Origin of the sequence: Allobosea sp. 47.2.35, assembly GCF_024655635.1 — a bacterium.
GTDB lineage: Bacteria > Pseudomonadota > Alphaproteobacteria > Rhizobiales > Beijerinckiaceae > Allobosea.
Genome location: NZ_JANLGI010000009.1, coordinates 24,878 through 37,949, shown reverse-complemented (window position 1 = coordinate 37,949; position 13,072 = coordinate 24,878). Strand labels below are relative to the sequence as shown.

The window sequence follows — 13,072 nt, the reverse complement described above, 5'->3', positions numbered from 1 at the left end:
TTGCAAGCGGTTTTGGAGACGAGCATGCGCGAGACCGGCCGTTCGGGCTGTCCGATCAATCTGACGCTGGAAATCCTGGGGGATCGCTGGAGCCTGATCGTGCTCCGCGACATCATGTTCGGCAACCGCCGGCATTTTCGCGAGATGCTGGCGAAATCGGACGAGGGCATCGCCTCGAACATCCTCGCCGACCGCCTGAAGCGCCTCGTCGAGAAGGGCCTGCTCTCGCGCCGCGACGATGCCAGCCACAAGCAGAAGGCGATCTACAGCCTGACCGAGATGGGCATCGCCCTCGTCCCGGTCTTCGCCGCGATGGGCGAATGGGGCCGACACTTCCTGCCGGCGACCGAGGAACTCTCGATCCGCGCCGAACTCCTCAGCGAAGGCGGCCCGGCGCTCTGGGAGCGCTTCATGCAGGAGCTGAGGCATCTCCATCTCGACGCCCCCAAGCCCGAGCAATCCGTGCTCGACGAGCTGACGCAGGCCTATCGAGGCGCGCTGGCGCGGCGGCAGGCTATGGCGGGGTGAAACCGGCCCCGACTTATCCCCGTATGCCGTAGCGGCATCACACTGAGGCTCCCGTCCAGGAGCCCCAGATGCCGATCCTCCATCGCCACAATGCCGATCGCGAGCTTCGCGTCGCCCGGCTTCGCCTGCTGCGATTACGCGACGAGCTTTGCCTGATCCGGCGCGATCATTGGCGCCGCAAGTACAACCCGGACCAGCCGCGCGTGCCCTCCGGCAATGCCGGTGGCGGGCAATGGACCAGCGGCGCGGGCGGAGGCGGCGGCTCCGCCGTAAACAACCCCGAGCTGCCGGGCTTTGGTTCAACCGACGCGGATACCGCCTGGTCCTTGCTCGGCGAAAGCTGGGGCGAGGACGGCTCGATCTTCGAGCAGACCGTCACGGACGGCGAGGGCACGACGATCCAGTCGGAATATGCCGCCTCGCGCGCCGCCGGTTTCGACGAACGCCAGACCGTCACCTTCGCCGATGGCAACGCGGTCAGTTTCGAAACGACCGGCAACGTCCAGTCGATCTATGACGGCGGCCGCGACGGCGACCTCATTGCCCGTACGACCTGGACCGCATCCGGGCCTGAGTCTGATGCGACAGTGCAGCCGGCCTTTGCGCCGCTGGTAGCCGCGCCAACTATTATCACCGGCGGCGCGATTCTGTTCGGCTGGATGTCGCCGCTCAATGGCATCGACGGCCAGCAAGCCGTCATGGGCTTCAATGCCCGCGACTATCAGCCGGGAGACGGCACGACCGGCAAGTTAGACCTCACCTATTCCGGGCGCATAACGGAAGAACAGGCTGAACTCGCTTGCCGACGTTTGCCCGATGTCAAGGAACTGGCCGATCGCGCCGCCAACGCCGCAGGCTCTCCTGACCTCTACCCGTCACGAACAGTTTATGGAACGGATGTCCACACGCGCTTCGCGCAATATGTCAAAGACCTGAACGACCTTAAATTCCAAGCTGAACGATCATTTCTCAAAGAACGCATGGAGGGCGTCAATAGCCAGCAGGTGCCCTATGGGTATCCGCGATCGATCCGTGTGGACGCCTATGAATACCGGGATGATGGCACACTTTGCGTCTACGATCTCAAAACCGGCAAGGCCGGTTTGTCCGACCGGCGCGCTGATATCCTGGCGAATGCCATAAAGTTGGGATTCGGTCCGGTTCGATGGATCATTGTCATGGAGGTAAGGCCGAGACAATGACGACCAAGAAGCAGATCAAGACGCTGTTCGACCAACTAATGGCTCGCAATGACGATCTAATCGTAAAAAATCATTACGTCTTCAAGGTGCCCTACCTCATGCTGAGGCCGATGTGCCATGTCTCCCGCTCCATCTCGATCGACCGCACGTCACGTGCCGATGATCCGAATTTTTTTTGGCATGTCGGGCATTGCTTCAGACCTTTCGGCTCGCTGGGAGGTCTCGCTGCCGAATGGTTCGTGCTGCCCCGCGGCAAGCCGAGCCGGTGGTCGGAAGCCGGTTTCATCGAAACGGCAGTCCAGGAGATCGAGACGAACATTCTGCCCATGCTGCGCCGTGTGCAGACCATCGAGGACATGTTTCGAATCGAGGGGGTGCCACGGTCTCATGAATATGACGGCTGGTTAAATCACCATGAGCCGTATCAGATTCAGATACTTGCAGCTTTGGGCCGCTTCGAGGAGGCCACGGCTATCTACGAGCGGATCAAGGATTGGCACCTGCGCATGACTTCATGGCCGCGCCCCGACTACGAGAAAGCTTCGGAACTTGGCGCGTTGATCGCCGATGGAGACCGTGCCGGAGTCGCCTCCCTTCTCCACGGGTGGGAAGACGACTTCGTCGCCCGCAACGGCCTCGAAGACATCTACGAACGCACACCCTTCCCGCTCGAACTCCAGCAGCAGCCCTGACGCCTCACTCCGCCGCCAGCCTTGGCGCGGCCGGCTTCGACATCGCTTCCGCCGTCGCGATCGCGGGGGCCGCGTGCTCGTCGATCGGCTCCCACTGGCTCTCGTCCTCGGCCTTGCCGAGGAAGCGGCCGAAGACCCAGCCGGTCGCCCGCGAGAGATCGTCCATCACCATGTAGAAGGACGGCACGAAGACCAGCGAGAGCACGGTCGAGACGATCAGGCCGCCGATCACCGCGATCGCCATCGGCGCGCGGAACTCGCCGCCGTCGCCGACGCCATAGGCCGAGGGCAGCATGCCCGCCGCCATCGCGATCGTGGTCATCAGGATCGGCCTTGCCCGCTTGCGGCCGGCCTCGATCAGCGCCGTGAAGCGGTCCTTGCCGCGCCCGACCTCCTCGACCGCGAAATCGACCAGCATGATCGCGTTCTTGGTCACGATGCCCATCAGCATCAGCAGGCCGATATAGACCGGCATCGAGACGGCATTGTTGGTCGCGAGCAGCGCGATCACCACGCCGCCGAAAGAAAGCGGCAGCGAGAGCAGGATCGTGATCGGCTGGAAGACCGAGCCGAACAGCAGGATCAGCACCGCCAGCACCAGCATCAGGCCGGTCGTCATCGCGGTGATGAAGCCCTGCACGACCTCGCCCTGGATCTCGGCATCGCCGGTCGCGGCGATCCAGACGCCATCCGGCAGGCCGACCTCCTTGACGATCTCCTGGAACTTGTCCTGGGCCGTGCCCAGCTCGAAGCCGCGCTTCAGGTCGGCGCCGATCTGGGCCCGGCGGACACGGTCATAACGGTCGATCGAGCTCGGCCCCTCGCCGAAGCCGATCTCGGCCACCGCCGTCAGCGGGATCGAGACGCCGGTCGCATTGGTCACGCGGAGCGCCGCGATATTGCGCATGTCGGTGCGGGCGGCCTCGTCGAGCTGGACGCGGATCGGCACCAGCCGGTCGCCCGCGTTGAACTTGGCGAGGTTCGGCCCGACATCGCCGATCGTGGCGACGCGCACCGCTTCCGAGATCGCCTCGGGCGTGACGCCGAGATTGGCGGCCTCCTCCAGCTTCGGCGTGACGCGCAGCTCCGGCCGGCTCAGCGAGCCCGCCGTCGCGACATTGAGATAGCCGTCGACCTGGCGCATCCGCGCCTCGATCTTCGCCACCGTCGCATCGAGCGCCTCGCCATCCTTGGACAGGATCGAGAAGGCCATCTCGCGCTCACCACGCTCGTTGACATACCAGGCGCGGACATCAGGCACGCTGGCGAGCTTCTCGGCGATCGTGACCTTCAGTTCCTTCTGGGCGATGTCGCGCTCGGCCTTGGGCTTGAGCAGGATGAAGACGGCGGCGCGGCGCACCTCGCGCTGGCCGGTTGGCGAGGCCCCGCCGAGCACGAAGACATCGCGCACCTCGGGGATCGTCTTCAGCACGTCGGCGAGCTTGTCGGTGGTGACGCGGGTGTCTTCCAGCGTCGAGCCCGGCGGCAATTCAACCGAAGCGACGACGCGCGAGGTGTCCTCGTCCGGGATGAAGCCGGTCGGCAGCATCTGCGTCGCCTGGATCGAGCCGACCAGGAACATGAAGCCGATGACCAGCGTCGCATAGGCCGTGTTGAACGGCATCGTCCGCCAGCGCCCGGTGCCGTCGAAGCGCGGGAAGAACGGCATGCGCCGCTTCTTCAGCGTGTTCTTGAGCAGACCGACATAGGCGCCCATGACCCAGCCGTCCTTGGGATCGGCATGGTCGACCGGCCGCATCAGATAGGCCGCCATCATCGGCGTGATCAGGCGTGCCACGAGCAGCGAGAACAGCACGGCGACCGCGACGGTCAGGCCGAACTGCCGGAAATACTGGCCTGCAACGCCGCCCATGAAGGAGACCGGCGCGAAGATCGCGACGATGGTCAGCGTGATCGCGATGACCGCGAGGCCGATCTCGTCGGCCGCCTCCATCGCAGCGCGATAGGGCGATTTGCCCATCTTCATGTGCCGGACGATGTTCTCGATCTCGACGATGGCGTCGTCGACGAGGATGCCGGTCACCAGCGTGATGCCGAGCAGGCTGACGAGGTTGAGCGAGAAGCCCATCAATTCCATCGCCCAGAAGGTGGGGATGGCCGAGAGCGGCAGCGCCACCGCCGTGATCAGCGTCGCCCGCCAGTTGCGCAGGAACAGGAAGACGACGACGACGGCGAGCGCCGCGCCTTCCAGCAGCGTCTCCATCGCCGCCTTGTAGTTGCCGTAGGTATAGGCGACGGCGTCGTCGATCGGCGTGATCTTGATGTCGGGGAAGCGCTTGTTCAGCTCCGCCACGCGCTGCGCCACGACATCCTTGACCGACAATTCGCTCGAGCCCTTCGAGCGGAACACCGCGAAGGTCACGACCGGGCTCTTGTTCAGGCGGCCGAAGGCGCGCGGCTCGGAATTGGAATCCTCGACGCGGCCGAGTTCCTTCAGGCGGACCTCGCGCCCGCCCGAGAGCGTGATCTTGGTCTCGGCCAGCTCGGCGACGGTGCGCGCGCCGGCGAGCGTCCGGATCGCCTGCTCCTGCCCGCCGACCTCACCGCGGCCACCGGCCAGATCGACATTGGTGGCGCGGATCTGGCGGTTGACCTCGCCCGCCGTGATGCCGAGCGCGAGCAGGCGGTCGGGATCGAGCGAGACACGGATCTCGCGGTCGACGCCGCCATAGCGCTCGACCCGGCCGACGCCCTTCAAACCCTGCAATTCGCGCGCGACGACATCGTCGACATGCCAGGAGAGCTGCTCCAGCGTCATGCCGGCCGAGGCCGCGCCATAGGTCAGGATCGACTGCCCCTCGACATCGATGCGTTGGATGATCGGCTCGTCGATGGTGCGCGGCAGGTCGGCGCGAATCTTGGCGATGGCGTCCTTGACGTCGTTGACCGCCCGGTCGGTGTTGGTCTCAAGCCGGAACTCGATCAGCGTCAGCGACTGGCCGTCGGTCAGCGTCGAGGTGACGTGCTTTACCCCGGTGATATTGGCGACCGTGTCCTCGACACGCTTGCTGACCTGGCTTTCGAGCTCGGCCGGCGCCGCGCCGGACTGCGTCACGGTGACCGAGACGAGCGGCACGTCGATATTCGGGAAGCGCGTGACCGGCAGCTTCGAGAAGGCGAGCAGCCCGAGCACGCAGAGCACGACGAAGAGCAGGATCGCCGGAACCGGCTTCCGGATCGACCAGGCGGAGAAATTGACGTTCATCGGGGCGTCCGTCAGTTCGTCGCGACAGGCGTGATGGTGTCGCCGTCGCGCACGAAAGTGCCCGCGCGCGCCACGACCGTCTCGCCCTCTGAAATGCCGGTCACGATCTCGGCGCGGCCATGGCCGACGAGCCCGAGCGTCACCGGCTTGGTCGTGACCTTGCCGTCCTTCACGGACTGAACGGTCGCGCCCGCGCGGTTATAGGTGATGGCCGAAAGCGGCAGAGTCACGGCACGCTTGCGGCCGGTCTCGATGACGCCACGCGCGAAGGAGCCGATCGCGACCGGGGGGTTGCCGTCGAGCGCGACGAGGACGCGGCCAAGCCGCGAGGCCTTGTCGACCTCCGGCATGATCAGGCGGATCGTGCCGGCGAGCGCGTCATTGGCGCCGGCCGGGGTCACGGCGACGCCCTGCCCGAGCTTGAGCTTGGGAAGCTCGACCTCGGCGACCTGCGCCTCCAGCTCGACCGCGCCATCGGCGATGATCCGGAACAGCGGGTCGGTCTGCGGCAGCATGCTCGCCATCGCGCCGAGCCGCGCCGTGCGCCGGCTGACGATACCGGCCCGCGGCGCCTTGATCTCGGTGCGCGCGAGCTTCACCGCGATATCCTTGCCCTGCGCCTGCGCCAGGGCGAGATCGGCGCTGGCGATCGCGAGAGCCTGACGGGCCGAGTTGGCCCGGGCCTCGCCGGAGCGCGCCGCCGCAGCGCGCTGGTCGAACATCTCGATGCTGGCATTGCCGCTCTCGCGCAGGGACTTGGTGCGGTCGAAGGCGTTGTTGGCCTGAACCAGATTGGCATCGGCCTCGGCGATCTGGGCCTTGGCCTGAGCGACCAGAGCCTCGGCGCGCGCGATCTGGGCGTCGTTCTGCACCTTCTGCACATCGAGCGTCACGCGGCTCAAGCGGGCCAGGACCTGCCCGCGTGCGACGTTGTCGCCCTCCTCCGCCAGCAATTCGACGATCGCGAGCCCATCGACCTCGGGCGCGACCAGGATCTCGTCGCGGGCGACGATCGAGCCGGAGACGACCACGCTCTGGACGATCTCGGTGGTCTGCGCCTGCGTCACCGTGACGGAGGGCCCGGCGGCCGCAGGCGCGGCCGAGGCAGCCGTCTGCGCCTGCAGCGGCAGCGGCGCGGCGAGCAGCGCGAGGGCGATCATCGCCTTGAGCGGAACGATCGAACGAAGGGACATCGAAGAGAATCCTGTTGCGGCCATCTGGCCGAGCGGAAATGGGGAGCGCCCGAAGGAAGCAGAGATCACGACTGCGTCTCCGTTTCGGGCAGGAGCATGGTCTGGGAGAGCTGGCGCATGCCGTCGAAGAGCGTGTCGGCCGCCGCCACGACGTCGAAATTCGGGTCCATAGCCCGCCGGCAGAAGAAGCCGTCCGCCATCATCGAGATCGCCATCAGAAAGCGGCCTTCGTCGAGGCGCGGCGGCAATTCGCCGTTGGCCTTGGCCTCGCGGATCGCGGCCGCCAAACCCTCGATCACGGTGCCCTCGATATCCGCGCACATCCGCGCCATGCCGGGATTGCGCGCGGCCTCGGCCCAGATCTGCACGGCGATCACCGCCTTCTCGCGCGGCTGATCCACGAGATGCTTGCGGCCAAGTGCCTCGAGCTGGTCGAGCAGCGAGCCGTTATTCGGACAGAGCTTGCCGAAATCCTCCGCGATCAGGCTGCGGTCGCGCTCGGTCATGCCCTCGATGATCGCGTCCTTCGAGGAGAAATAGCGGTAGAGATTGCCCGGGCTCATGCCCGCCTCGGCCGCGACATCCTGCATCGTCGCCGCATGGAAACCGGCGCGCGCGAAGACGCGCTCCGCCGCGTCGAGGATGCGGATATGCCGCTCCGACAGGACGGGCTCGGGCGACGAGGCGGGAACCACGGGTGACATTGGAACTCGAAACAATGAGAATGAATGTTCATTCTCATCTCAGATATGGCCGCCGACGTCAAGCTGAGCGCCCCTCACGACCCTTGTCGCGGCGATAAGCGGGCCGAAGATTGCCGGATGATTGCCGCATTCCGGCGCATAAATTGCTTGCTTCGTTCCGTCTGGAACCGCATGCTCGGGAGCGATCTGGCATGGCTTCGCGCGCCGTCTCTCCTGAACGTCACGCGCGAGCGAGTTTGAAGTCCGTGATGAACGACCACGCCTTCCCCTTGCGCCCGGCCGGCCGCACCCGCTCCCCCCTCACCGCCCGCAGGCCAAGGCCCGCACCGAAGCCGGTGCTGGTCGTGCTGCATCAGGAGCATTCGACACCGGGCCGCGTCGGCCGCCTGCTGCAGGCGCGCGGCCATGCGCTCGACATCCGCAAGCCGCGCTTCGGCGATCCGCTCCCGACGACCATGCGGGAGCATGCCGGCGCGGTGATCTTCGGCGGCCCGATGGGCGCGAACGATCCCGAGGACTTCATCAAGGCCGAGATCGACTGGATCGGCACCTGCCTGAAGGAGGATGCCGCCTTCCTCGGCATCTGCCTGGGCGCGCAGATGCTGGCGAAACATATGGGCGCGCGCGTCTATACCCATGGCGAGGGCCGCGCCGAGGTCGGCTATTACCCGCTCGCGGTCACCGATGCCGGCCACTCCCATGCCGCCACGGCCGGCTTCGCCTGGCCCGGCACGGTCTATCAATGGCATCGCGACGGCTTCGACTGCCCGAGCGGAGCGGAATGCCTCGCGACCGGCGGGGATTTCCCGGTGCAGGCCATCCGCGCCGGCTCCAAGGCCTATGGCGTCCAGTTCCACCCGGAGGTGACGCCGGCGATGATGTATCGCTGGTCGGTGCGCGGCTATGAGCGCACGCTGATGCCGGGCGCCCAGCTCGGCCACACCCATATCCCCGGCTGGTTCCAGCACGACCCGGCGATCCGGCTCTGGCTCGACGCCTTCCTCGACCACTGGCTGAAGGAGCCGGCGGAAGCCGGAACAGCATCGCCTTGACCCGTACAGCTCTCGTTCTCGGCGCCGGCATGGTCGGCGTCTCCTGCGCGCTCGCGCTCCAGAAACGCGGCATCGCGGTCACCCTGATCGACCGCAAGGCGCCGGGCCGCGAAACCTCCTACGGCAATGCCGGCGTGCTCGCGGCCTCCTCGATCGTCCCGCTCAACAACCCCGCGCTCTACGCCAAGATCACCGGCTATCTCGGCAACCGCCATCCCGCGCTCAATTTGAGCTGGACCCGCGCCTTCGCCCGGCCGGGCTGGCTGCTGCGCTTCCTCTGGGAGGCGCGGCCCTCGCAGGCAAAGGCTCGCATCACTGCACTGCAAGCGCTGACGGCAAGCACGGTCGAGCGCCACCGTGCCCTGATGGCCGAGGCCGGCGTCTCGCATCGCCTGCGCGAGACCGGCACGCTCAAGCTCTGGCGCAGCGAGGCCGGCCATGACGCCGCCCGGGCCGAGCATGATTTCCTAGAGAGACACGGCATCGAATCGCAGGTTCTCGACCGGCAGGGCATTTCCGGCATCGAGCCCGGTCTGAACCCGATTTTCCCGGCCGGGCTCCTGATCCCCTGCGTCGGCTCGGTCGATTCCCCCGGCGCCGTCACCGAAGCCTATGCGGCGCTCTTCGTCCAGCGCGGCGGCAGGATCGAGCAGGCCGCGATCACCGGGCTCGCCCGCAGCGGCACCGGCTGGCGTGCGACAACCGCTTCGGGCAGCTTCGAGGCCGATATCGCGGTCGTCGCCCTCGGCCCCTGGAGTGCTGACCTGCTGAAGCCGCTCGGGATCGATCCGAAGCTTGATGTCGAACGCGGCTATCACCGCCATCTCAAGCCGGAAGCCGGCGCCGGCCTGTCGCGGCCGATCTACGATGTCGACGGTGCCTATTACATGGCGCCGATGGAGCAGGGTTTTCGCGTCACCAGCGGCGTCGACCTCTCCTTCCGCGACGCGCCGGACGAGCATCGCCAGATCGACGGCGCGACGGCGGCCGCGCGCGAAGCCTTCCCGCTCGGCGAGGTCGTCGGCGAAACCTGGCGCGGCGCGCGTCCGACCTTGCCGGATTCCCTGCCGATGATCGGCGAGGCGCCCCGCAACCCCGGTCTCTGGCTCGCCTTCGGCAACCAGCATATCGGCTTCTCAACCGGCCCAATCACAGGCGAGATGATCGCGGCCATGGTCTGCGGGGAAAAGCCGCCGATTGATCCGACGCCCTTCCGGCCAGGACGCTATATCCGCTGACAACCGCTGTCTTCCCGCACGCGCTGCGGCACGAAGTGCTGCTGCGCAGATGCGGGACTGTCCTCAGGAAAAGGCGCCTCTTCAACGAAAAAGGCGCGCCCTCAAGCGAGAACGCGCCCATATCGGAAAACGGTCCCGTGTCTGCGCCGCGGCATTGCATGCCGCAGCGCGCACGGGATGACACCCTGCATCAGACCTGACGCGCTACCATCATCTTCTTGACCTCGGCGATCGCCTTGGCCGGGTTCAACCCCTTCGGGCAGGCATTCGCGCAGTTCATGATCGTGTGGCAGCGATAGAGCCGGAAGGGGTCTTCCAAATTGTCCAGACGCTCGCCGGTCGCCTCGTCGCGGCTGTCGATCAGCCAGCGATAGGCCTGGAGCAGCGCGGCCGGGCCGAGATAGCGGTCACCGTTCCACCAGTAGCTCGGGCAGGAGGTCGAGCAGCAGGCGCAGAGGATGCACTCGTAGAGCCCGTCGAGCTTCTCGCGGTCGTCCTTGGCCTGGCGCCACTCCTTCTCGGGAGCCGGCGTCGTCGTCTGCAGCCAGGGCTCGATCGAGGCATGCTGGGCGTAGAAGCGCGTCAGGTCCGGCACGAGGTCCTTGACGACAGGCATATGCGGCAGCGGGTAGATCGCGACCTTACCCGAGTTCTTGCCGGTGCCGCCGCACTCATCGATGCCGGTGGTGCAAGCCAGACCGTTCTTGCCGTCCATGTTCATGGCGCAGGAACCGCAGATGCCTTCGCGGCAGGAGCGGCGGAAGGTCAGCGTCGGGTCGACCTTGTTCTTGATCCAGATCAGCGCGTCGAGGACCATCGGCCCGCAATCGTCACGGTCGACATAATAGGTGTCGGTGCGCGGATTCTCGGTGTCGTCCGGGCTCCAGCGATAGACTTTGAACTCGGTCAGCTTCTTAGCACCAGCCGGCTTCGGCCAGGCCTTGCCCTCGACGAGGCGGGAGTTCTTCGGGAGATTAAATTCAGCCATCGGAGTCCCTCAGTACACCCGTGCCTTGGGCTTGATGTACTCGATGTCGTTGGACATCGTGTAAGTGTGCACCGGCCGGTCATCGAGCGTGATCGTGCGCTTCTCGTCGTCGATCCAGGCGAGCGTGTGCTTCATCCAGTCCTTGTCGTCGCGGTTCGGATAGTCCTCGCGGGCATGCGCGCCGCGGCTTTCCGGACGGTTCAGCGCCGAGTCCATGGTGACGACCGCCTGGGTGATCAGGTTGTCGAATTCCAGGGTCTCGATCAGGTCGGAGTTCCAGATCAGCGAGCGGTCCTTGGTGCCGATATCGGTGATGCCGTTCCAGACCTCGTGGATGAGCTTGTGGCCCTCTTCCAGCGTGTCGCCCTCACGATAGACGGCGCAGTTGTTCTGCATCGTCCGCTGCATGCGGTCGCGCAGCACTGCGGTCGGCGTGCCGCCGGCAGCGTTGCGGTACTTGTCGAGACGGGTCAGCGCGAGGTCGGAAGAACCCTTCGGCAGCTCGGGCTGCTTCTCGCCCGCCGTCACCGTGTCGGCGCAGCGCAGGCCGGCCGCGCGGCCGAACACCACGAGGTCGATCAGCGAGTTGGAGCCGAGGCGGTTGGCGCCGTGGACGGAGACGCAGGCCGCCTCGCCGATCGCCATCAGGCCGGGAACCACCGTGTCCGGATCGCCGCCGACCTTGGTCAGCACTTCCCCGTGATAGTTCGTGGGGATGCCGCCCATGTTGTAGTGCACGGTCGGCAGCACCGGAATCGGCTCGCGGGTCACGTCGACGCCGGCGAAGATCTTGGCGCTCTCCGAGATGCCGGGCAGGCGCTCGTGGAGGATCTTCGGATCGAGATGGTCGAGATGCAGGTAGATGTGGTCCTTGTCCTTGCCGACACCGCGGCCGGCCCGGATCTCCATCGTCATCGAGCGCGAGACGACGTCGCGCGAGGCGAGGTCCTTGGCCGAGGGGGCATAGCGTTCCATGAAGCGCTCGCCCTCGGAATTGGTGAGATAGCCGCCTTCGCCGCGCGCGCCCTCGGTGATCAGGCAGCCCGAGCCGTAGATGCCGGTCGGGTGGAACTGCACGAACTCCATGTCCTGCATCGGCAGGCCGGCGCGCAGCACCATGCCGCCGCCGTCGCCGGTGCAGGTATGGGCCGAGGTCGCCGAGAAATAGGCGCGGCCATAGCCGCCGGTCGCAAGAATCGTCTGCTGCGAACGGAAGCGGTGCAGCGTGCCGTCATCGAGCTTGAGCGCGATCACGCCGCGGCAATGGCCGTCCTCGTCCATGATCAGGTCGATGGCGAAATACTCGATGAAGAACTCGGTATTGTAGCGCAGCGCCTGACCGTAGAGCGTGTGCAGCATGGCGTGGCCGGTGCGGTCGGCCGCGGCGCAGGTGCGCTGGGCCGGCGGGCCCTCGCCGAATTCGGTGGTCATACCGCCGAAGGGGCGCTGGTAGATGCGGCCGTCCTCGGTGCGCGAGAAGGGCACGCCCCAGTGCTCGAGCTCGTAGACGGCGGCCGGCGCGTTGCGCACGAGATATTCGATGGCGTCCTGGTCGCCGAGCCAGTCCGACCCCTTCACGGTGTCGTACATGTGCCACTGCCAGGTGTCCTTGCCCATGTTGCCGAGCGAGGCGGCGACGCCGCCCTGCGCCGCGACGGTGTGCGAGCGCGTCGGGAACACCTTGGTGATGCAGGCGGTGCGCAGGCCTGCCTGCGAGCAGCCGACCGTGGCGCGCAGGCCCGCGCCGCCGGCGCCGACGACGACGACGTCGAAGGTGTGGTCGGTGATCGGATAGGCGGTGCCGGTATAGGCCGGAACCGGGCGGGACTTGGTGATCGCCATCGGATCAGCCTCCAAAAGACAGCTTCAGCACCGCGTAGACGCTTGCCGCGCCGACGACGATGGCGAAGAAGGTGTTGCCCATCACGGCGAGGACCTTCAGCCCTTCGTTCGTGACGTAGTCCTCGATGATGACCTGCATGCCCAGCCGCATGTGGATGCAGGCCGAGAGGATGAAGAGCAGCATCAGGATCGCGACGCAGGGGTTCGACAACAGCGCGACCGCGCCCGGATAGGGCCGGCCGACCAGCGCGATGACGATGCCGATGAAGATCACCGTCAGGATCAGGTTCGAGACGGCGGTGACGCGCTGCAGCCAGAAATGGCCGGTGCCGGACTTGGCGGAACCGAGGCCGCGGACGCGGCCGAGCGGGGTTCGCATCGAGGAATTGGACAGCATGGCGGGGCTC

12 protein-coding genes are annotated in these 13,072 nt (G+C 66.4%); 6 read left to right on the top strand and 6 right to left on the bottom strand.

Annotation, left to right across the window (positions count from 1 at the left end; genetic code table 11):
- Positions 1–24 precede the first annotated feature (24 nt).
- From NUV79_RS12995 to NUV79_RS12985, 3 genes are all read left to right on the top strand, one after another.
- On the top strand, positions 25–528 hold the full coding sequence (locus NUV79_RS12995; RefSeq protein WP_257733504.1) for a winged helix-turn-helix transcriptional regulator: 504 nt from the start codon (positions 25–27) through the stop codon (positions 526–528).
- A gap of 68 nt (positions 529–596) precedes the next feature.
- Positions 597–1,730, top strand: coding sequence for a hypothetical protein (locus NUV79_RS12990; RefSeq protein WP_257733503.1), 1,134 nt, complete (start codon positions 597–599; stop codon positions 1,728–1,730).
- A complete protein-coding gene (locus tag NUV79_RS12985) occupies positions 1,727–2,422 on the top strand; it encodes a hypothetical protein (RefSeq protein WP_257733502.1) in 696 nt (231 codons plus the stop codon). The genes NUV79_RS12990 and NUV79_RS12985 overlap by 4 nt, the downstream gene beginning before the upstream one ends.
- A 4-nt stretch (positions 2,423–2,426) precedes the next feature.
- Here NUV79_RS12985 and NUV79_RS12980 read toward each other — a convergent pair whose 3' ends face one another.
- The 3 genes from NUV79_RS12980 to NUV79_RS12970 all read right to left on the bottom strand — a co-directional run bounded on the left by NUV79_RS12980 (position 2,427) and on the right by NUV79_RS12970 (position 7,545).
- The gene (locus NUV79_RS12980; protein WP_257733501.1) at positions 2,427–5,648 is read right to left on the bottom strand and encodes an efflux RND transporter permease subunit; all 3,222 of its coding nucleotides are present in this window, start codon (positions 5,646–5,648) and stop codon (positions 2,427–2,429) included.
- Positions 5,649–5,659: 11 nt separating this feature from the next.
- On the bottom strand, positions 5,660–6,841 hold the full coding sequence (locus tag NUV79_RS12975) for an efflux RND transporter periplasmic adaptor subunit (protein ID WP_257733500.1): 1,182 nt from the start codon (positions 6,839–6,841) through the stop codon (positions 5,660–5,662).
- Between the two features lie 65 nt (positions 6,842–6,906).
- The gene (locus NUV79_RS12970; RefSeq protein WP_257733499.1) at positions 6,907–7,545 is read right to left on the bottom strand and encodes a TetR/AcrR family transcriptional regulator; all 639 of its coding nucleotides are present in this window, start codon (positions 7,543–7,545) and stop codon (positions 6,907–6,909) included.
- 24 nt (positions 7,546–7,569) lie between these two features.
- Between NUV79_RS12970 and NUV79_RS12965 the strand changes: the two genes are divergently transcribed.
- From NUV79_RS12965 to NUV79_RS12955, 3 genes are read left to right on the top strand one after another with little or no spacing between them, the layout of a single operon-like run.
- Positions 7,570–7,785 (top strand): hypothetical protein, encoded by a 216-nt coding sequence (locus tag NUV79_RS12965; protein WP_257733498.1) that lies wholly within the window; start codon positions 7,570–7,572, stop codon positions 7,783–7,785.
- A gap of 8 nt (positions 7,786–7,793) precedes the next feature.
- Positions 7,794–8,597, top strand: coding sequence for a glutamine amidotransferase (locus NUV79_RS12960; RefSeq protein WP_257733497.1), 804 nt, complete (start codon positions 7,794–7,796; stop codon positions 8,595–8,597).
- Positions 8,594–9,835, top strand: coding sequence for an NAD(P)/FAD-dependent oxidoreductase (locus NUV79_RS12955; RefSeq protein WP_257733496.1), 1,242 nt, complete (start codon positions 8,594–8,596; stop codon positions 9,833–9,835). Before NUV79_RS12960 ends, NUV79_RS12955 begins: the two co-directional genes overlap by 4 nt.
- A 190-nt stretch (positions 9,836–10,025) precedes the next feature.
- Here the strand turns inward: NUV79_RS12955 and NUV79_RS12950 are convergent, their stop codons facing one another.
- The 3 genes from NUV79_RS12950 to sdhD are packed head-to-tail and all read right to left on the bottom strand — an operon-like array spanning position 10,026 to position 13,062.
- Positions 10,026–10,823: a succinate dehydrogenase iron-sulfur subunit gene (locus NUV79_RS12950; RefSeq protein WP_257733495.1), complete on the bottom strand. Its 798-nt coding sequence runs from the start codon at positions 10,821–10,823 to the stop codon at positions 10,026–10,028.
- 9 nt (positions 10,824–10,832) lie between these two features.
- The gene (gene sdhA, locus NUV79_RS12945) at positions 10,833–12,665 is read right to left on the bottom strand and encodes a succinate dehydrogenase flavoprotein subunit (RefSeq protein WP_257733494.1); all 1,833 of its coding nucleotides are present in this window, start codon (positions 12,663–12,665) and stop codon (positions 10,833–10,835) included.
- 4 nt (positions 12,666–12,669) lie between these two features.
- Positions 12,670–13,062 carry a succinate dehydrogenase, hydrophobic membrane anchor protein gene (sdhD, locus tag NUV79_RS12940; RefSeq protein WP_257733493.1) on the bottom strand — a complete coding sequence of 131 codons (393 nt, stop codon included), beginning with the start codon at positions 13,060–13,062 and terminating at the stop codon, positions 12,670–12,672.
- Positions 13,063–13,072 lie beyond the last annotated feature (10 nt).